The sequence below is a fragment of the Jeotgalicoccus sp. FSL K6-3177 genome (assembly GCF_038050175.1).
GTDB lineage: Bacteria > Bacillota > Bacilli > Staphylococcales > Salinicoccaceae > Jeotgalicoccus > Jeotgalicoccus nanhaiensis.
The window spans coordinates 2,057,257-2,077,800 of the sequence record NZ_JBBOSK010000001.1; the positions used below are offsets into that span (position 1 = coordinate 2,057,257).

22 protein-coding genes are annotated in these 20,544 nt (G+C 43.8%); 4 read left to right on the forward strand and 18 right to left on the reverse strand.

Features of this window, described 5'->3' with window-relative positions:
- Positions 1-27: 27 nt before the first annotated feature.
- From MHH58_RS10515 to MHH58_RS10535, 5 genes are all read right to left on the reverse strand, one after another.
- A complete protein-coding gene (locus tag MHH58_RS10515; RefSeq protein WP_135099411.1) occupies positions 28-1,293 on the reverse strand; it encodes a UDP-N-acetylglucosamine 1-carboxyvinyltransferase in 1,266 nt (421 codons plus the stop codon).
- Positions 1,294-1,327: 34 nt separating this feature from the next.
- Positions 1,328-1,969, reverse strand: coding sequence for a fructose-6-phosphate aldolase (fsa, locus tag MHH58_RS10520; protein ID WP_115885119.1), 642 nt, complete (start codon positions 1,967-1,969; stop codon positions 1,328-1,330).
- Positions 1,970-2,213: 244 nt separating this feature from the next.
- Positions 2,214-3,830 carry a CTP synthase gene (locus MHH58_RS10525; RefSeq protein WP_115885120.1) on the reverse strand — a complete coding sequence of 539 codons (1,617 nt, stop codon included), beginning with the start codon at positions 3,828-3,830 and terminating at the stop codon, positions 2,214-2,216.
- Positions 3,831-3,959: 129 nt separating this feature from the next.
- The gene (rpoE, locus tag MHH58_RS10530; RefSeq protein WP_135099413.1) at positions 3,960-4,466 is read right to left on the reverse strand and encodes a DNA-directed RNA polymerase subunit delta; all 507 of its coding nucleotides are present in this window, start codon (positions 4,464-4,466) and stop codon (positions 3,960-3,962) included.
- A gap of 73 nt (positions 4,467-4,539) precedes the next feature.
- Entirely contained in the window at positions 4,540-5,370 is an 831-nt protein-coding gene (locus MHH58_RS10535) for a GNAT family N-acetyltransferase (protein ID WP_135099415.1), read from the reverse strand.
- A 167-nt stretch (positions 5,371-5,537) separates the two neighbouring features.
- Here MHH58_RS10535 and MHH58_RS10540 point away from each other — a divergent pair, with 167 nt between their 5' ends.
- Both MHH58_RS10540 and coaW read left to right on the forward strand, forming a co-directional pair.
- Complete coding sequence (locus tag MHH58_RS10540) at positions 5,538-7,121, forward strand: BCCT family transporter (protein ID WP_341345852.1); 1,584 nt, start codon at positions 5,538-5,540, stop codon at positions 7,119-7,121.
- A gap of 78 nt (positions 7,122-7,199) precedes the next feature.
- A complete protein-coding gene (gene coaW, locus MHH58_RS10545) occupies positions 7,200-7,994 on the forward strand; it encodes a type II pantothenate kinase (protein ID WP_135099417.1) in 795 nt (264 codons plus the stop codon).
- On the opposite strand, the gene MHH58_RS10550 is transcribed toward coaW, so the two are convergent.
- The 10 genes from MHH58_RS10550 to MHH58_RS10595 form a co-directional block, all read right to left on the reverse strand.
- Complete coding sequence (locus tag MHH58_RS10550; RefSeq protein ID WP_341345853.1) at positions 7,987-8,694, reverse strand: ABC transporter ATP-binding protein; 708 nt, start codon at positions 8,692-8,694, stop codon at positions 7,987-7,989. The two genes, coaW and MHH58_RS10550, sit on opposite strands and share 8 nt — an antisense overlap.
- 1 nt (position 8,695) lies before the next feature.
- A complete protein-coding gene (locus MHH58_RS10555; protein ID WP_341345854.1) occupies positions 8,696-9,112 on the reverse strand; it encodes an OsmC family protein in 417 nt (138 codons plus the stop codon).
- A gap of 9 nt (positions 9,113-9,121) precedes the next feature.
- The gene (locus tag MHH58_RS10560) at positions 9,122-10,372 is read right to left on the reverse strand and encodes a glutamate-5-semialdehyde dehydrogenase (protein ID WP_341345855.1); all 1,251 of its coding nucleotides are present in this window, start codon (positions 10,370-10,372) and stop codon (positions 9,122-9,124) included.
- On the reverse strand, positions 10,335-11,183 hold the full coding sequence (gene proB / locus MHH58_RS10565) for a glutamate 5-kinase (protein ID WP_135099423.1): 849 nt from the start codon (positions 11,181-11,183) through the stop codon (positions 10,335-10,337). The genes MHH58_RS10560 and proB overlap by 38 nt, the downstream gene beginning before the upstream one ends.
- 17 nt (positions 11,184-11,200) lie before the next feature.
- The gene (locus MHH58_RS10570; RefSeq protein WP_341345856.1) at positions 11,201-11,545 is read right to left on the reverse strand and encodes a carboxymuconolactone decarboxylase family protein; all 345 of its coding nucleotides are present in this window, start codon (positions 11,543-11,545) and stop codon (positions 11,201-11,203) included.
- Between the two features lie 48 nt (positions 11,546-11,593).
- On the reverse strand, positions 11,594-11,806 hold the full coding sequence (locus tag MHH58_RS10575) for a hypothetical protein (protein ID WP_341345857.1): 213 nt from the start codon (positions 11,804-11,806) through the stop codon (positions 11,594-11,596).
- A 70-nt stretch (positions 11,807-11,876) separates the two neighbouring features.
- On the reverse strand, positions 11,877-12,383 hold the full coding sequence (locus MHH58_RS10580; RefSeq protein ID WP_341345858.1) for a GNAT family N-acetyltransferase: 507 nt from the start codon (positions 12,381-12,383) through the stop codon (positions 11,877-11,879).
- A gap of 82 nt (positions 12,384-12,465) precedes the next feature.
- A complete protein-coding gene (locus MHH58_RS10585) occupies positions 12,466-12,996 on the reverse strand; it encodes a chromate transporter (RefSeq protein ID WP_135099431.1) in 531 nt (176 codons plus the stop codon).
- A complete protein-coding gene (locus MHH58_RS10590) occupies positions 12,993-13,541 on the reverse strand; it encodes a chromate transporter (protein ID WP_115885131.1) in 549 nt (182 codons plus the stop codon). Before MHH58_RS10590 ends, MHH58_RS10585 begins: the two co-directional genes overlap by 4 nt.
- A 57-nt stretch (positions 13,542-13,598) precedes the next feature.
- Entirely contained in the window at positions 13,599-14,639 is a 1,041-nt protein-coding gene (locus MHH58_RS10595) for an SEC-C metal-binding domain-containing protein (RefSeq protein ID WP_341345859.1), read from the reverse strand.
- Positions 14,640-14,762: 123 nt separating this feature from the next.
- On the opposite strand from MHH58_RS10595, the gene MHH58_RS10600 reads away from it, so the two are divergent.
- Complete coding sequence (locus tag MHH58_RS10600) at positions 14,763-15,614, forward strand: Cof-type HAD-IIB family hydrolase (protein WP_341345860.1); 852 nt, start codon at positions 14,763-14,765, stop codon at positions 15,612-15,614.
- Here MHH58_RS10600 and MHH58_RS10605 read toward each other — a convergent pair.
- The gene (locus MHH58_RS10605; RefSeq protein ID WP_135099435.1) at positions 15,609-16,247 is read right to left on the reverse strand and encodes an alpha/beta hydrolase; all 639 of its coding nucleotides are present in this window, start codon (positions 16,245-16,247) and stop codon (positions 15,609-15,611) included. The genes MHH58_RS10600 and MHH58_RS10605 overlap by 6 nt on opposite strands.
- 74 nt (positions 16,248-16,321) lie before the next feature.
- On the opposite strand from MHH58_RS10605, the gene MHH58_RS10610 reads away from it, so the two are divergent.
- On the forward strand, positions 16,322-17,248 hold the full coding sequence (locus MHH58_RS10610) for a VOC family protein (protein ID WP_341345861.1): 927 nt from the start codon (positions 16,322-16,324) through the stop codon (positions 17,246-17,248).
- Positions 17,249-17,837: 589 nt separating this feature from the next.
- Here MHH58_RS10610 and MHH58_RS10615 read toward each other — a convergent pair.
- Positions 17,838-19,523 carry an IS1182 family transposase gene (locus MHH58_RS10615; RefSeq protein WP_341345862.1) on the reverse strand — a complete coding sequence of 562 codons (1,686 nt, stop codon included), beginning with the start codon at positions 19,521-19,523 and terminating at the stop codon, positions 17,838-17,840.
- Positions 19,524-19,763: 240 nt separating this feature from the next.
- A complete protein-coding gene (locus MHH58_RS10620) occupies positions 19,764-20,537 on the reverse strand; it encodes a hypothetical protein (protein ID WP_135099439.1) in 774 nt (257 codons plus the stop codon).
- Positions 20,538-20,544 lie beyond the last annotated feature (7 nt).

Here is a 20,544-nt window from a genome sequence, read left to right on the forward strand (position 1 = left end):
TTCTTACGAATACCGGTCTTTGAATGCTCAATCTTCCAGAGTATCCCGCCAAATATCAGCACCGAGTGCCGACAGTTTTTTAACTATATCAGCGTAACCTCTGTCGATATGATTTACATTATGAATTGTCGTTACGCCGTCTGCAATAAGACCTGAAATTAAAAGACATGCACCGGCACGAAGATCGCTTGCATATACTTCTGCACCTTTCAGCTGTGAAGGGTAAATCAGTGCACTGCTGCTCTTTTTCTCAATATGAGCATTCATGAGCGACAGTTCATCCACATGTCTGAATCTCGCAGGATAAATAGTTTCTGTAATCTTGCTTACTCCGTCCGCTAAAAACATAAGCGGTGTAATCGGCTGCTGCAAATCTGTTGCAAAGCCGGGATAGACCTGTGTTTTTAATGATACTGCATTATATTTTTCTGGTTTATTAATTACGACATAGTCATCACCAATATCGAGTTTAACACCCATTTCTTCCAGTTTTGCCGACAGTGATTCCATATGCGTCGGAATAATATTATTCACTTTGTAATTCTTTCCGGCCACAGCACCGACAATCATATAAGTGCCGGCTTCAATCCGGTCGGGAATAATATTATGGGTCGTACCGTGCAGTGATTCCACACCTTCGATACGAATCGTATCCGTGCCCGCACCTTTGATGTTCGCGCCCATGTTGTTAAGCAGCGTTGCTACATCGACGATTTCCGGTTCTTTCGCTACGTTTTCCAAAGTCGTTCGCCCTTCGGCACAGCTTGCTGCAAGCATCATATTAATCGTTGCACCGACTGAGACAACATCGAAGAATATTTTAGCGCCTGTCAGTTTTTCCGCCGTCAGGTACATCGCCCCGTGTTCATTCGTTACTTTGGCACCCAGCGCTTCAAATCCTTTGATGTGCTGATCGATTGGTCTCGGTCCGAGCGGACATCCGCCCGGCAGTCCGATAACACATTTTTTAAAACGCGAGAGCATTGCACCCATCATATAATACGATGCACGCAAAGATTGTACTTTATTGTTTGGCAGCGGCATGTTTACCGCTTCTTCAGCGTTGACTTCAAGAGTTGTGCCTGATAATTCCGTCTTAATATTCAAATCGTTTAAGAGACTCATCAGCGTTTTAACATCGCTGATTTCAGGCAGCCCTTCCAGTGTTACTTTGCCAGAGGAGGCCATAAGCGAAGCCGGAATCAGAGCAACCGCACTGTTTTTAGCCCCGCTGATGTCGACCTGTCCGGTCAGCTGACTGCCGCCGCGGACTTTAATTACATCTTCAGCCATATAGAAAGCTCCTTGTCATTTAATTGGGTGGAGACTATTTATTATTCCAGTCGTTTAAGAATTGTTCGATTCCTTTATCAGTTAAAGGATGCTTCGTTAATGTTTTAATTACTTTATAAGGGATTGTCGCGATATCCGCACCGCGTACTGCCGCCCCGTGCATATGTCCTGCATTGCGGATTGAGGCCGCAATAATTTCAGTATCGATATCGTGAATCGCAAAAATAGCTGCGATATCTTCAATTAACTGAAGACCATCAAGTCCTATATCATCAAGACGTCCGATAAAAGGCGATACATAAGTTGCGCCTGCACGCGCTGCAGTCAGTGCCTGCACCGTGTTGAAGACTAACGTAACATTCGTTTTAATTCCTTCGTCAGAAAGTACTTTAACTGCCTTCATGCCGTCTTCTGTCATCGGGATTTTAACGATAATGTGCTCGTGAAGTTTAGCGAGTTCGCGCCCTTCTTCAATCATGCCTTTTGCATCAAGCGCAATAACTTCACCGCTGACCGGCCCGCCTACCAGCTCGCAGATTTCAACGAGTCTGTCGTGGAAAGAGATATCTTTTTCTTTTGCTACTAAAGAAGGGTTTGTTGTCACACCGCTCAGTACGCCCCACTCGTGTATTTCTTTAATTTCATCCATATTAGCTGTATCTATAAAGTATTTCATATTGTTTTTCGTCCTCCAGTAATGTGATATTAACATCATTATAAATTAAAGCTTCTCAAACTGACAATGCTTTACCATTAACAGTTGCTTTAAATTTTCCCGAAATTCTTTAATAATCGCTGCAGCCGTTGCCGTTGACCTCTTTTAGACTGGCTGTAGAAAAAATAAACTGCGGAATTCCGACGAAAAAATCAGCCGGAACAAAGCCGGCTGATTTTTAGTGCTTTTCTATTTCAAAAACTGCTTATTCTTCTTCCTGTAAATCCATATTCAGGCTCGCTTTAATCAAGCCGCTGAATAACGGATGCGGACGTGTCGGACGGGATTGGAACTCAGGATGGAACTGTACACCCACGTAATAAGGATGATCTTTAAGTTCAACCATTTCCACAAGGCGGCCGTCAGGTGACGTTCCGCTGAATATCATCCCCGCTTCTTCGAGCTGCTCCTTGTATGCATTATTAAACTCAAAACGATGACGGTGGCGTTCGTCCACTTCACTCACCTGGTACAGTTCACGCGCTTTTGTGCCTTCTTTAATCACACAAGGGAAACTTCCGAGACGCAGCGTGCCGCCGAGGTCTACAACATCTTTCTGATCAGGCATCAGGTCGATAATTGCATGCGGTGTATGCTCATCAAGCTCAGATGAGTTAGCACCTGTTAAACCTGCAACATTGCGTGCGAATTCGACTGTTGCAAGCTGCATGCCGAGACAAATCCCGAGGACAGGCACCTTGTTTTCACGCGCGTAGTTCAGCGTTAAAATTTTACCTTCGATTCCACGGTCCCCAAATCCTCCGGGTACAACGATACCGTCAACTTCGCTTAAAATTTCCTTATAGTTCTGCGGTGTAACATCCTGGGAATTAATCCAGTGAATATCGATATCCGCATGTACTTCATAACCTGCATGACGCAGTGATTCAGCGACTGACAAGTATGCATCCTGCAGTTCGACATATTTGCCGACCAGGCCGATTTTAATTGTTTTGTCAATTTTGCTTAAATTGTCGAGCAGGTGTTTCCAATCTTCAAGCTGTGCTTCGCCTGATGATTCAAGGTTCAGGTTTTCAAGCACTAAATCATCCATATCCTGCGCCTGAAGCGACATCACAAGTTCGTAAATTGTTTCCTCATCTTTTGCGTTAATGACACTTTTCTCATCAATATCACAGAACAGTGCAATTTTATCGCGCAGATCTTCTGTCATCGGATATTCAGAGCGCACGACAATCATGTCCGGCTGAATTCCGAGGCCTCTCAGCTCTTTTACACTGTGTTGAGTCGGTTTGGTTTTCATTTCGCCGGCAGCTTTAATATACGGCAGCAGTGTACAGTGAATGAACATTACATTATCTTTACCGAGATCGCTTCTTAACTGGCGGATAGACTCGATAAACGGCAGTGATTCAATGTCTCCTGCTGTACCGCCGATTTCAGTAATTACGATATCTGCTTTTGAAGATTCGCCGGCTTTTTTAATACGCGTTTTGATCTCATTGGTAATGTGCGGAATAACCTGCACCGTACCGCCGAGGTAGTCCCCGCGGCGTTCTTTTCTGATAACTTCGGAGTATACTTTTCCTGCAGTAACGTTTGAGTATTTACTTACATTAATATCTATAAAACGCTCGTAGTGTCCTAAGTCCAAGTCTGTTTCCGCGCCATCTTCAGTAACAAATACTTCGCCGTGCTGATAAGGGCTCATCGTACCCGGGTCAACGTTTAAATACGGATCAAACTTCTGAATTGTAATATTAAACCCTCTGTCTTTCAATAACCGTCCGAGAGATGCAGCTGTAATTCCTTTTCCTAATGATGACACTACGCCACCAGTTACAAAGATATATTTTGTCATGTAAGTATCCTCCTGTATAAAATAAAAAATAGCTCCCTTTCACCAGCGTGAAAAGGAGCCGTTTACTAGTCCCTGTTTAAGGGAGCCCAAATAAAATACTATCACTTTAAAAGAAAAAGTCAATAAAAATTAGTACGCATCTGCTTCGTCGTCGTAATCATCTTCGAGTTTTTCTTTTTCGTCAAACTCGATTGCATCGTCAGCTTCTTTACTGTCGATATCCTCTTCGTCTTCACCGTGCAGGGTGTCGTCGATTTCTTCCTGATCTTCACCTAATTCTTTCGCACCCGGGTAATCGGCGTCAGCTTCTTCCTCGATGTATTCATCTTCAGCTGCGATTTCTATTTTGTGAATTGTCGGCGCGATTTTATCACTGATGTCATCTACTGCATACCATTCGCGGAGTCCCCATACGCCGTCATCCGTGCTCAGGAAACGGCCATCGGTGTTTAAATCCGTATAAAATTGCAGAATACGGTTTTCAATCTCACCTTCAGTGTAATTGCCGACTTCTTTAAACTTATCGATCATTTCGTAAAGATTCGTTTCTTTGCCTTTATCTTCTAAATATATGTGCGACATATCTATAAACGAATGCTCGTCCATCATTTCTTTTGTATAGCTGTCCAGTCTCATTTACGTCATCCTTTCAAGATGTAAATACCTTAGGATATAATACAAATATTTATGCGATGTTTCAAGCTTTATATTAATATCTTATTAATTTCACATAACGGTTCGCGTGTTTCTTATTGCCTCCGGGAACAAACCCTGCGTTCGTAAACAGCTTTTCAAATGCTGAGTCCGATACCGTGACCGCCGCAGTGTCCACCGTGACGAGCTTCTTTCTGACAGCTGTCGCAAACTGGCGCATCGCGCTTTCTGCAATACCTTCTTCACGGTGGTTCTCGTCGACATAAATATGTTTAATAACCAGCATATCACTCTCCTGTACCGCATCGATATGCCCGACTTTGCTGCCGTCGCGTCTGAGTATAATTTTCACTGCCGGCATGATTGTTTCTTCATCAAACTCCAGTTTTAAATTCGGCACATAATTCCGGTTCAAATCGAGATAATACAGCCGTTCTTTGCCGATTGGCCCCTCTTCTTTCGTCGCCAGATGTAAAAAACCCGCACGCTCGTATAAATTCCAGGCACCGGCATTTTCACCGTCAACAACTAAATATAAATGGTCGAATGATGAAAAATTTTCCTGCACGTATACCGGCAGATTTTGGGCAACTGCTGTCCCGTACCCGTTCCCCTGATATTTTTCGTTAATTGAAAGAGAACGCACGTATACGACTTCATGGGGAGTACTGTAGCCTTCGTGCTGATAATGTTTATGCAGCACAAAAAAACCTATAACCTTCCCATCGTCAGTAACGACTACATTGGCAGTGCGGTTGACGTCATTAAGTGCGTCGTCAAGCACTTCAAGCGGCATGCTCGAATAGACACGCTGCCTTTCACTCAATATGTAATTTTCCAGATGTTCTCTGTCCGCCTCTGTAAATTTCCTAATATTAATACTCATGTTTTACCCCTTTTTGACATATTGATATAGTTTGCTATTATAAATGCCATACCCCCTATAGTGACAATTTAGACATTACATTACAACTTTCATTATTTCAGCGTTATTTGTTGGTATTTGAAGGGTAACAGTAAGATAAATACGAATCATTTCTAGGAGGAAATCACTTGACGAATGACGACAATACTACGTCAAAGAAAAGTACAGATCCGGATTTGCCGGATAAGTTTAATGTGAAGCAGCTCGGCACTGTTTTCTGGGTGGCAACCGCAATAATTCTTGTTGTATCTGCAATTGCAATGATTATCCCAGATCAGTTCCAAGTTGCATCTGAAAATGTTTACGCTGTAATATCTCAAAACTTCAGCTGGTTTTTCTTACTGGTTGTCTTTGGCTTTGGAGTATTCCTATTATTCCTTGCACTATCACCATACGGCCGTGTTAAACTCGGCGGCGATAATTCAAAACCTGAGTTCTCATTCTGGTCCTGGATCGGAATGTTATTTTCAAGCGGTTTAGGTGTCGGACTGGTATTCTTCGGAGTTGCCGAACCGATGGAACACTTTATGACATCTCCCTTTCTCGGCGGACCTGTCGAAGATGCGGAAGCCGCAAGACTCGCTATGGGTTATACTTATTTCCACTGGGGTATTTCACAGTGGTCAATCTTCGGTGTTGCAGGACTTGCAATCGGCTATTTCCAATTCCGTAAAAACCGGAATGGTTTAGTTTCAACAGCTCTGGAGCCGCTGTTTGGTCTCGATTACAATCAGAATGCCAGAAAAGCAATTGATATTCTGGCGATTATTGCAACGATTACAGGTATGTCGACATCTGTCGGTTTAGGTATTATGCAGATGGACGGCGGTCTCGATATCGCATTCGGAATCCCGTCAGGTCCGATGACACAAATCATACTGACTGCCTTAATGACAGGTCTGTTTATCTTTTCTACAATAACCGGACTTAAGCGGGGCATGAAGTTCCTCAGCAGTCTGAATATGATACTTGCACTAGTACTGACAATATTCATTATGGCTGTCGGGCCATTTACATTTATTATGGAAACCATTATCGTAGGTCTCGGCGATTACCTGACAAACTTTGTCGGCTATTCACTGCGCATGCAGCCGTATTCAGGTGAATCATGGGTTCAGGACTGGACAGTATTCTACTGGGCATGGGTAATTGCCTGGAGTCCGTTTATCGGTTCATTCGTCGCACGCGTATCCCGCGGACGAAGTATTCGTGAATATGTCATGGGTATTTTAATCGTTCCGCCGATGCTGTCTTTCTTATGGGTAGGCGCACTCGGAGGCACAGCGATCTATTCGGATCTCTTTAATAACACAAACATCGGGGAAATTGTATTAAATGACCAGACACAGGCATTGTTTGCTCTTTTTGATACACTGCCGATATCATGGCTGACTTCAGCTATCGCAATTATTCTAATCTTTACATTCCTGGTCACTTCAGCTGACTCGGCGACATTTATCGTTGCTGGAATGAGTATTGGAAATACGGACAATCCGCCGACCGGATTGAAGATATTATGGGGTCTCCTGCTTGGTTTACTTACCATTGCCTTAATTCTGGCAGGCGGTCTGACGAGTCTGCAGGCAGCATCCCTGCTTGCCGGTCTGCCTTTTGCTATCATACTCATTATGATGATTGCCTCGGTGTCCAAAGGCCTCCGGCGCGAACCGAACGAAGCAATGAAACGCAGACAGCGCCGCAAAAAATATTAAAAAGCATTAAAGGTTAATAAAAAGCAGCGCTCAAAATCTTGAGCGCTGCTTCATTTCGCAATTATGAGGAGTAAGTATATGAAAATAGGTATCGATGCCGGCGGCACTTTAATTAAAGTGGCGATTTTGGATAAGGACGGCAGAACTTTTAAAAAGTACCCCGCGTCAGAAATCGACCGGGTTATCAGCATGCTGAACAGTGATTATACCGGAGAAGACATTTATTTAACAGGCGGCAAAGCAGAATATATCTCAGAAAAATTAAACTTTGACGTAACTTCTTCCATAGAATTTGATGCAACCTTCCGCGGGCTGACCCAGCTTCTGAAAGAAGCCGGTATGAATCTCGACCGTTATGTTTATCTGAATGTCGGTACAGGAACGAGTTTCCACCAGGCCTCAGGTGATTCGCAAAAACGTGTCGGAGGTTCCGGCGTTGGCGGCGGAACTATGATTGGGCTGAGTTATCTGCTGACCGGCATCGGAGATTTTGAGACGATTATCGAACGGGCTAAAGGCGGGGTCCGCGACAATGTTGATTTGAAGGTTCATCATATTTATAATGGCCGGCCGTCACCGATACCCGGCGACCTTACTGCCAGCAACTTCGGGCATATTCTCAATGCACAAAAAACTGCCTCGGCCGAAGACCAGCTGATTGCTGTTATCGGACTCGTGGCAGAAACTGTTACTGCAATGGCTATTAATTTAGCCGATGCTTTCGACACGAAAAATATGGTTTTTATCGGCTCTACTTTACTTGATAATGAAGTGATGACCGATATTATATACAGATACAGCGAATTAAAAAATGCACGCGCTTTTGTCGTCCCAAACGGCGAATACAGCGGCGCTCTCGGTGCAATCAGCTGAATGCAATAATTTTTCCTTCGTAATGAAGAATTTTCATTTCACGTGAAAAAGTATCGGACAGCATTTTTTCAGTTACTTCTGCTGCAGGCACTTTAACTTCAGTTAAAGTGCCTTTTTTCATGCATGTTACTGTATCAGCATAATTTAGTGTGAGATTCAAATCATGCATCGCCATAATAATTCCCCTGCTGCTGCTTAATCTTTTCAGCCAGGTCATCACCAGATGCTGATAATTGATATCTAAGCCCTGTTCTATTTCATCAAACAACAGCACGGGCTTATCCTCAAAATGAATCTGTGCACATAAGGCACGTTTGAATTCACCACCGCTTAAACTGTCTGCTGATGCATGTCTCAGCGCTTCAAGCTTAAAATCCTGAAGAGCTTTATCTGCCTCTTTTTGCGAGGGCCGTCTTCGGGCCGTCATTTTAATAAAATCTTCCACCGTGATTTGAAATGGTACATTTTGCTGAGGAAGATAACTGATATAATCTGCGGTTCTGTCGATTGGAGTATGATTAAATGCCAATTTCCGCGCCTTGATATCCTTAGTGTTATACCCGATGATTCCCGTGAGCAGAGAGCTTTTTCCGCTGCCGTTTTCACCGATCAGCACGTGAAGCCCGTTTTCAAATGTAAGATTATCAGCATAAACACTGAACTGTCCGTAATTGATACTGAGTTTATCTACAGACAGCATGTTACAATGCTTCGCCGTTCAAGATGACCTGAACATCGACATCGGCAACGAGCGAGTGAACAGCAGAGCAGTATTTGTCTTTCGACAGGTCAGCTGCACGCTGTGCCTGTTTCGCCGGTACATCACCATCGATAATAATATTCATTTTAATTCGCTTATAGTATTTCGGTTCCGTGTCAGCCCGTTCTCCATCGGCTTCGATTGCAAGTTTCGTTACTTTATCCATCCGGTGTCTTAAAATAACACCGATATCGATAGCCATGCAGCCCGCAGCACCATGAAGCACCATTTCCATCGGTGACGGTGCAGAAGCATCCCCGCCTGCAGCTTCATTCGCATCCATCGTTACTGTGTGGCCTGTAGTCTCTCCCGTAGATTCAAATTTCAATTTTCCCTGCCAGTTTAAATTTACTTTCATTTCTGCCACCTACTTTCTAATTTGTCCGTTCCCTAATATCGTATATTTATAACTTGTTAAAGCATTTAAGCCCATCGGTCCCCGCGCGTGCAGTTTTTGAGTACTGATGCCGATTTCTCCGCCGAAACCGAACATTTCACCGTCAGAAAATCTCGTCGATGCGTTGACATATACCTGGGCGCTGTCGATATCTTCCTGGAAGCTCAGCGCAGTATGATAACTATCTGTAATAATTACTTCTGAATGGCCCGTGGAATACTTTTCTATATGCTCGAGTGCCTGATCATAACCCTCCACAACTTTTACTGCAATCTTCAAATCCAAAAACTCGGTGTCATATGCCGACAGTTCTCCCGGCGTAATCAAACTGCTGATTTGCCTTTCACGTTCTCCGCCGGTAATTTCAACACCTTCATTGACCAGGCTTTCAGCAAGAACAGGAAGAAATTCAGCCGCGGCATTTTCATCTATTAACAACGTCTCGAGAGCATTACAGACCGATGGCCGCTGGACTTTCCCGTTAAGTAAAATTTGTTCTGCCATAGCGAGATCCGCATCTTCATGTACGTATATATGGCAGTTACCTGTTCCTGTTTCAATTACCGGCACCGTCGCCTGTGTCAGAACCGCTTTGATTAAACCTACGCCGCCGCGCGGTATGAGGCAGTCAATATATTCATTCGCCTGCATAAATGAAGCGGCGAATGTTCGGGACGGATCTGTAATCAGCTGAATGCTTTTTGCCGGCAGGTCTGATTTCGACAATCCCTGCTGAAGCGCTTTAACAATCGCCTTATTGCTCTCCATCGCTTCTTTGCCGCCGCGTAAAATTACAGCGTTCCCTGCTTTTATACAAAGTGCTGAAGCATCGGCTGTAACGTTCGGGCGGGATTCATATATAATGCCGATAACGCCGAGCGGTACACTGCGGCGGGCAATTCTCAGACCTTCTGGTGTCGTCCATTCGCCAAGCCCTTCTGTTAAAGGATCTTTTAAGCCGATAATTTTATCGATACCTTCAGCCATACTCCGAAGACGTGCTTCATTTAAGGTAAGCCTTTCCAGCATGGCGTCAGAGAGCCCATTCTCCCGGCCATTTTTTAAATCCGTCCGGTTACTGTCAAGTATGTCTTTACTGTGATGGAGCAGTTCTTTTGCCATCAGTCTCAGCGCTTCATTTTTTTGTTGTTCTGATGATCGCCGTAATACTTTGCCTGCTTTTTTAGCTTCTGTTCCCAATACTGCTATACTGTTTGTCACTATGTATTCCCTCCTTCATAAATAAAGTTCCGATTTCTTCCCCCGCCAGTAAATTAAAAAGTTTTGACGGCTCATCTGATTTCATGATTACCATCGCTTTCTGACGGCGAATCATGCGGTCTGCCGCCTGCAGTTTTGTCGCCATGCCGCCGGTCGCAAATTTTGAACCCGCTCCGCCCGCCATTTCAATTATTTCAGGTGTCACCTCATTAACATAGGTGATAAGTTCCGCATTTTTATCTGTCGCGGGATTTGCTGTATATAATCCTTCAATATCGCTTAGAATGACCAGCAGATCTGCATCAATCACTTCACTGACAATCGCGGATAACGTATCATTATCACCGAATTTAGTATTGTGGTTTAATTCATCCACCGATACTGCATCGTTCTCGTTGATGATTGGAATAACACCTTTACTTAATAAAGTATCCAGTGCAACTGAAACATTTTTATATGATTCCGGGAATGAAATAACATCACGGGTAATCAATACCTGTCCGACATGCTGATTGTAATGCGAGAAAAACTTGCTGTACAAATTCATCAGGACACCCTGCCCGATACTTGCGAGTGCCTGCTGTCCTGCGATGGAAGCAGGATATTCTTTTAAATTCATCGTGCTCGCACCGAGTCCTACAGCACCGCTCGTCACTATGGCAACTTCTTTTCCTTCCTGATGCAGAGCTGATACAGCATAAGCCAGCCTGTCGATTTTCTTATAATCTATTTTTGTCGGCGCATTCATAATCGAGTTCGTTCCTATTTTAATAACAATGCGTTTTGCTTTCTGTACTTTTTCCCGTAACATTCGACTTCATTCCTTTGCTAATTTTCTCCTGCTGCTTCATCGTATGCTTCCAGTGCATAACCGCCGTATACGCTTGCCGGTCCGCCGCCCATTACTATACATACCGCAACGATATCACTGATTTCTTCACGTGTTGCTCCGAGTTTAACGAGTTTGTTTACATGATTTCCTATACAACCTTCACATTTATCAGCGACAGCATAAGTTAAGGCGATAAATTCTTTTGTTTTTTCATCCAGCGCATTCGCTTTGTAACCTTCCTGCTGAATTTTCTTAAATGCTCTCATAAAATCTGGCTGAGTTTCCTGGATGCGTCCTGTGTTTTTTTGAGCTCTTTTATTAATACTTTCAAAATTCTTCATTTAATTACACCATCCCCCATTTTTTCTTTAAAAAGCAAAAAGAACCGCTCAAGCGCGATTCTCTTTGTCATTTTGAACTCTTCTCCTGCGGTATTTAATTAAGACAGCTGTATACAGGGCAAACAGAACAGCCATAAATACACCGATTACCGTGTAGGACAACGGTGAAGTTTCAGTATAGGATGCCATCGTCGAGAAGATAATTCCTGCTGTGAATAACGTTAAGAGCAGCGCGTACAATAATACATGCACAATTTTCACTTAATCACCTGTTTTTAAAGTATATTCATTCTTAACATTATAATATCACTTTAGGCAGGCAGGTTGTTCATTATTTTAAAAAGTTCGCCATATAGACTAAATCTGTATAACCGTCAGCTAATTTCACCTGATTTTTTAAAGTTGCTTCTTCTTCAAAACCGAGTCTTTTATATAATTTAATCGCACCCGGATTGTTGGCAAAAACTGTTAGTATCAATTTTTCAAGCTTATCATTATTCCGTGCAAACTCCACTGCTTCTTTGACCATCGCAGTACCTGTGCCGGAACCTGTATAGGCAGCCTGCAGACTGATGCCGAATTGGCCGATATGCTCGAATTTTTTGCGGTGATCCTGACGGAGATTCAGCATACCGATAACTTTCTCGCCGTCGACTGCTACGATACCGAGATCATTCGGGCCGAGAGATTTTATCGTCGCTTCTTCCTCTTCAATTGTAATTGTCCTGTTTTCAATTGCTGTTGCCAGCGTATCCGGATTTTCTGCTGTCACCTGTTTCTTATGTTCAATAATACTTGCCGCATCTTTTACTTCCATTTTGCGAATATTATATGCCATATGTGCTAACTTCCTTTCTGGATTGACTGTTTACTGCATCCAGTATAGTACATTCAGGAAGCTGTTTTAAATTTTGTGCCTCTTACCGGATAAATACCGCACCGTATATTAAACCGATAACGATGACGAGTGCCGGATGAATTTTCACAATCTGCAGCAGCACAAACGAGAGTCCGATTAAAAAGACAGTATGGAAAGTTCCCGATACTTCCAAGGAACTGAACAGGAAATCAAAAACAATGACACCGAGCAGAATCGCAATGACCGGACGGATTAAAAGCGTCAGCATCGAGAACTTATTCGTTCCTTTCAGTTTATACAGCACTGCAGCGAGGAATATCATTAAAAGAAGCGAGGGCAGCACACTTGCGGATATCGCAACGATACTGCCAAACACACCGCCTGCTTCATAGCCGATATAAGCGCCCATTTTCGTCAATATTGGCCCCGGCAGCGCATTGCCGAGCGCGAGTACTTCCGCAAATTCCGCCGTGGTCATCCATTCATATGTACCGACAACTTCACGCTCAACGAGCGGTATTGAAGACGGCCCGCCGCCGTATCCGAGTATGCCGGGAATTAAAAATGCTAAAAATATTTCCAGATAAATCATGAGTCACCTGCTTGTCCGCCGCTTTTTTGAAGCAGGCTGAATACTATAATAATACCGATGACGAGTGCCGGATGAATATTCAGCACTTCCAGCACAATCAGCATGCCGAGCGTAAACGGAATTAAAAATTTCCATGTTGAAGATGTTTTTGCCGTTTTCATAAATTCTGCGGTGAGCACCGCAAGCATAACGAGGACGACGGGCACTACACCGGCGCTCATGCCCTGAACCCAGGCCAGGTCCTTAAATTCGGAAAACAGCGTCAATAATACTGTCATTAAGACTGCTGTCGGCAGGATGATTGCAATAAGTGCATTAATAATGCCGGGCCAGCCTTTCAGCTGGTAGCCGATATGTCCCGCGAGCTTCGTAATAATCGGACCGGGCAGGACGTTCGCAATCGCCAGTGTATCCTGGAAGTCTTCATTAGTCATCCAGCCGTATTTGTCGACGACTTCTATTTTTACGAGTGGAATGGATGACGGTCCGCCGCCGAAACCGAGGATTCCCACTCTGAAAAACACCATAAATATTTTAAAATGCATGACGCTCACCTTCCGCTATGTAAAAAGTGGATGGTAGTTATACCAGCCACTTAATCGCTATACTGCTTTGCCGCAGCACTTTTTATACTTTTTGCCGCTGCCGCAAGGGCATGGATCGTTACGTCCGACCTTCACTTCTTTAACGATTGTTTTCTGTCCGATATCCGCTTCGCTTTTCCCGCGGTACTGGAAGTGCCGCGTATGTCTTACGACATCGCGAATCAGCTCAAAGAATTCATCTTCTTCCGCTTTCGATTTAAATTGATAACCAAGATTTTTTATTTCCCCGGAAATTTCTTCGCGTTTTTGTCCGCTGATAACCATGCGGAGCACATGCAGATACAATTCATAATCCGATGCAACACTCGTATTCAGATGTTCTGAGACCCATTTTTTTAAATCTTCGTGCGCTGCTGATTCATCAATATAGCCCGGGTTGCTGAATTTGATAAATTTCCCGAATTCCGGCTCATAATACTTATATTTCTGCTGGGCATTCCGGATAATTTCATACTGCTTATCAGTCATATCATCAATAATAAATTCCTGGTTTTTATTATTTACAGTAATGACGTAAGGCGAGCGGTTGACCAGATCCACCACTTCATCAATCGTGATATCCATGCCGTAATATTTTTTAAACAAATGAACAATCTGTTTAAATTCAACCACACCGTATAAATGCAGGGCGGAGCGTATTAAATTCAGCTGCCGCTGTATCGCTGTCCGTTTTTCGCGGTTTTTTTCAGTATCGACTGTCTCAAATTTTTCCAGTACTTCATCGATAATAAAAAAGTTATCTTCTTCATTCAGCAGCTCGTAGGCAAAACCCATTATATATAAGCCGTAGACATCCGCCAGACTGAGATTTCTGCCGTCCTCTATGTTTTTTGACCCCTGCTGCCAGCTCGTAAGTGCAGGTTCGTCACTGTAAAGATATGCATATTCCAGCACATCCGCACTCAGCAGGTTTTTCGATATCTCTGTTATCAAGCCTTCCTTGTCCAGTGCTTCTTCGTTTGTTACTCCGGTATTGACCGCAAGCTGGTGCAGATCTTCCAAGTCATACTTTTTCAAATAAGCTGCAGTGTTTGTCATATATAACGACTCCTTTACTGAACTGTTGGTAAGGCAATTTTATCATATATGCCGAAATATGCTAAAATTTAAACAGCATCAGCATCTTAAAATATAAACTGAAGATAGGAGCTTTTACAAAATATGAAGGCAATTGCTCTCGATTTGGATGGTACGGTTTTAAATAATTCAGGTGAATTCCCCGATTCTCTTGCGGATACTTTACAGGAAGTTCACGATAAAGGTATTAAAATTATTATCGCGACCGGACGTTCACTGCAGATGATCCATGAAAAAGTGCCGCACAGTGTGCCCGTTGACGGCTATGTCGCAGCAAGCGGCATGACGGTCCACCACGGCGATACGCTGCTTTCACATACTGCTTTTTCAAAAGACCAGGTGGAATTCGTATTATCGCAGGTACGCGAGCACAAAATCTACTACGAAATGACAACCGGCAGACACGGCGGCCCGTATACATTTAAAGAAGACCACGATTATTCTGTCGATGATCTTACACAAACACCTGACGCGACTGTGCTCGAATATGAAAATATCGGTACTGCGCGCACGCTGAACAGTACAGAACAGTGGATTGACGAAGATGGAATCGACCGGGCCGATATTATAAAGTTTTATTTTTTCAGCAACGATAAGGAAAAACTGGAACGCTGGTTTACACTGCTGAATGAAAAATTCACATCTGATGCAGGCTATCAGATATACCGTACATCAAACCACAACTCTGAAATTATGGTTTACGGCACTGATAAAGGCACCGGCCTTATGACCCTCGTCGATACGATGAATATTTCTATCGGTGACGTTCACGCGTTCGGCGATTCCATGAATGACATCCCAATGTTTAAAGCTGCCGGAAAATCGACTGCGATGCAAAATGCCAAAGAAGATGTCAAGGCAATTGCGGATGATGTTACCGAATTCAGCTGTGATGAAGACGGTCTCGAGCACTATCTTAGAAAAAACTATCTATAATAATTTATCTTCATCCCTTATGGATTTTTTAATCGGCATGTACCAGACGTGCCCTTCCATTAATTCCATAGGGGATATTTCATGGGCTCCGTCCGTTAATTTAACCGTGACGTTTGCTCCTTTGTTTTCGAGTTTTCTTTTCAGTGTGTAAGATTCGCCGGCTGTAGCGACCATATCCTGCGCTCCGGCTGTCAGCAGCACATCTGTATCAAACAGCATATCTTTCCCGGTTGTTTCACTGCGGTACGCGCTGTGCATCAGCATTGCGCCCCTGACACCGAGATCGTAATTCAGCATCAGATAAGCCGCGATGTTCGCACCGTTGGAATAGCCGATGATAACAGCTTTTCCAAGATCGAAATTGTAATCGCCGCTCAGTTTTTTTAATTCCCCGTAAATTTTATCCCCTTCTTCTTTTAAACTCTGTTCGTCGTACTGTTTTAGAGATAAACGTTTAAAGAAACGTGTCTGCCCGTTCTCGTCAACATCTCCTCTGAAACTTAAAATATTCGCTTCACTGTTTACAGTTGTCGCGACTTCCAAAAGATCAGTCTCCCGGCCGCCGGTGCCGTGAAATAATATGAGTGTTTCTTTCGCGTTTTCTTTTCTCGATTTAATATATAAATGTTTCATGCCAAGTCCTCCTAATAGAGATACGTATACTTGTATTATATAATAACATCAAAGAGATTAAAGGAGGATGCATTGTGAGCGCATACGGCATTCATCACGTATCGGCAATTACGAAAGATATTATTGAAAATCACGATTTCTTTACACAGTTTCTCGGTCACAGACTGGTTAAAAAAACGGTCAATCAGGACAGTCCTGATATGTATCATTTATTTTACAGCGACTACAAAGGGACACCTGGAACAGACGTTACATTTTTTGAAATCGGCCTGGCGCCAAAATACACACCGGGAACAAACTCCATCTCTCGTACAATTTTAAGAGTACCGTCAGTCGAAGCTATTGAGTATTTCAGAGAGCGCATGGAAGAACAGGGCGTTTATCACGAAGGTATCACCGATTACTTCGGAGAAACGATGATGAAGTTCTCAGACGAAGAAGGTCAGCGTTTTGCGCTTCTCGCCGATCCCGGCTACCACGACTCTGAGCCATACGCCGGAGGCGGAAATATTCCCGAAGAATATGCAATTACCGGCATATTTGGTGTCGAACTGACCGTCCAGTATTTAAAACCGATGGTTCAGTTTTTACAAATGCTCGGCGGTGAATATGACGGGGATATTGATGATGCCGACCAGGCCCGCGTACGCTTCGGCCAGGACTCTGTATTTGTAGTTGAATCGCGTACAACGAATGTTGAAAAACAAGGCTACGGCAGTGTTCACCACTTTGCGCTTCGCGTTAAAGATGAGACCGCTCTGGCAGAAATTCTGGAGCAGGCCACGGCAGAAAAATGGCGAAATTCCGGCATTGTCGACCGTCACTACTTTAAAGCATTGTATATTAGTGCCGTCGGCAATATCACAGTCGAAATTTCAACGGATTCACCCGGATTCACTATTGATGAACCGCTTGAAACTTTAGGAGAGCACTTATCATTACCGCCTTTCCTTGAAGAAAATCGCGACTTTATTGAAATGCGGCTTCATCCGCTGAATTAATTTTATAAACTTTGCAGCCTTGTTCAGGGCTGCATTTTTTGTTATTAAAAGCTCTTTCCTGCAAACCCCGGAGTCCGCGGATACACATGATACCCGGTCATGCAAACCCCGGAGTCCGCGGACACATATGACACACGATCATGCAAACCCCAAAGTCCGCGGATACACATGACACAGGGCCATGCAAACCCCGGTGGCCACGGACACATGTGACACACGATCATCCAAACCCCGGAGTCCGCGGATACATATGAAACCCGATCATCCAAACCCCGGAGTCCGCGGATACATATGAAACCCGATCATCCAAACCCCGGAGTCCGCGGATACATATGACACACGGTCATGCAAACCCCGATGGCCGCGGACACATATGACACTCGATCATGCAAACCCCGGAATCCGCGGATACATATGACACACGATCATGCAAACCCCGGAATCCGCGGATACATATGACACACGATCATGCAAACCCCAGAGGCCGCGGACACATATGACACACGATCATGCAAACCCCAAAGTCCGCGGATACACATGATACCCGGTCATACAAACCCCAGAGTCCGCGGATATATATGACACCCGATCATGCAAACCCCAGAATCTTCCTCCAAATAGAAAAAGGGGCTGGGACAAAAGCCCTGAAGCAATAAGAGAAACGGCTGGGACATCTTGATTTTAAGATGTTCCAGCCGTTTTTTAGTGGTTTAAGTATAGTAAACACAGATTGCCGGACGAGTTTTCTCAGGTTCACCGCCATTAAAGCGATGCCCAATTCGTTACGGACCGGAGTATTCCCCCGAACAGACATCCGAGTGAATCTCAAATTCGCCTTCAAGTTTCCAAAAGTCGTTTCGACATCGATTTTGCGTTGCGCGTATCGACGTCGACCTTCCGGGCTTGAAAGCGTCTGGTTCACCTGAGCTTTGAAATACTCCAGGTTCATATTTTTTTGAATTCGTTTCGGCTGATCCGGTGCAGATGTTTTACACAATGCCATCAACGGACATGCCTGACAGTCCTCGCATTCATATATTTTAAATACCCGCTGATAACCATATTTGTCCGTTCGAGTCGTATGCCGTTTCAAAGGTAAACGGCGGTCATTCGGACAGACATAGTAATCATCGATTGCGTTATATTCCCAATGATTCGGGTGCATCTCATCTGTTTTGTACCGTTTCTTTTGTTCTTTATAGTACGTATTGTAAGGAATCAATGCCTGACGTTCATATGTGTCGACGACGCACTCATAATTGGATTCACTGCCATACCCGGCATCGGCGACAATATATTCCGGCAGGTGCTGGAACGTGTGCTGCATCGTATGGAGAAAGGGATCGAGCGTGCGGGTATCGGTGGGATTCCAATAAATATCATATCCCAACACAAACTGATTATTGGTCGCAATCTGTAAGTTATAGCCGGATTTCAACTGGCCGTTCTGCATGTGATCATCTTTCATGCGCATGAATGTCGCATCAGTATCGGTTTTGGAATAACTGTTACGGTCTCTCATCAGCGCACGTTGGGTTTGATAGTTTAAGCGCCGGTCCAAATAATCTTTCATGGCTTTCTTGGATTTGCGAATCTCTGAACGCTCTGTGCGAATCGCTTTGCGGGTGGGTATATCTTCAGTGCGTTCAATCTGTTCAGTGAGTTCGGTTTCAGTGTCTGTCAGTTGCGTATGAATATGCGCCAGTTCCGATGCCGTCAACGGACCCTCCGATTCCCGAATCATTTCTGGAATCACTGCTGATTCGACCAGCGCTTCGTATTTTGCTTTAGATTTTTCCAACACCGCCGACTCGTGTCGGTCGATATTCTTTCTAAAGACAAAGGTATACTTATTGGCATTCGCTTCAATTTTTGTACCGTCTATAAAAATCGCATCCGACTCAATTAAGCCATTCGATTCCAGCTGAGTTCTAAACTGGATGAAGGCAGACTGAAGCAGCGCCGCCATCTTCGGATGCGCACGGAATCGGTTAATCGTTCGATACGAGGGGGTTTGATTTTGCGCCAGCCACATCATTCGGATACTGTCCTGCAGTAACGCTTCAATCTTACGACCGGAGAATGCGGATTGACTGTAGGCACAGAGTAAGATTTTCAGCATCATTTTGGGATGATAGGACGACGCCCCTTGAGATTGTCCGAACTCATCAAACACATCTTCCGGCATACTTTCGACCAGTGTATGTACCGCTTTCGAGATATCATTGTCTGGAATCAGGATTTCTGTTTCGAGTGGCAGTGTGATTTGGTTCATGTTATAATTTTTATACATAAGATTCCTCTTTTCATTGTTTGTGTCGTTACTTACATTGTATCTGAGGGTCTTATTTTTTTGTAGAGATATACGTATATTTCCATATAAAAAAGCGCACTTGACTCCTAGGGGAGTAGCGTCTGCGTGAGACTACAGGCTCACGCGACGCCCCTGGAAAGCAAGTGCGCTTTTTGATTTAGAGGCTGGACTTATGTCCCAGCCCCCGCTTCTTATATACAGTTATTCCGTTACCGGAATTTCTATTTCGTCCACTTCATTAAATTCATCGAATGTTGCTGCACCCTCGAGCTCAAATGTACCATGCGTATCTGTGCCATCTGATTCAAAGTTTATTTCTTCGATCCGCTTACTTTCTTCATCAACAGTGACTTCCACTGTTGAATTTACGTTCTCGACATGCATTTCTCCAAAATTAACCTGCACTAATGACTCGATTGTTTCATATATTTCCTCGTTACTGCCATGATAAATGTAATTAATCTTATCATCATGCTTCTCGGTTTCCATATGAGACGCTATTTCTGCAAAAGATGCCACGGCATTATCATACGTCACACTGTAGAGTAAATTCACATCGACCGAATCGCTGACATCGACCCATTCTGTATCGTTGTTAAAATAAGTTTTTCCATTTTTTGAAATAGTCCGGTCTTCGCCGTAAGAACGGAGCAGAAGCTGCGGGGGTTCACTGTTTATAAACAGCACTTCCGCATTCAGTTCGCGCGGTTCCATACCGTCGAGTGCCGCAGACATATTCAATTCCGCTTTATAGCTCTCTATTTTTTTTGCTTTATCGACAATTTCTGCTAACTGCTCATCGTCAATTTCCTGCTCATCTATATTTTCTATTTCAGCTGCGGTTTCCTCTTCGGATGATACGGCATTTTTTTCTTCAGTGATAATTTCACTGCCGCTTCCGGGAACAGCATTCTGACATGCTGCCAAAATACCTGTTACTGCCAACAATAAGCCAAAGTTCTTTAAATATCGCATGACTCAT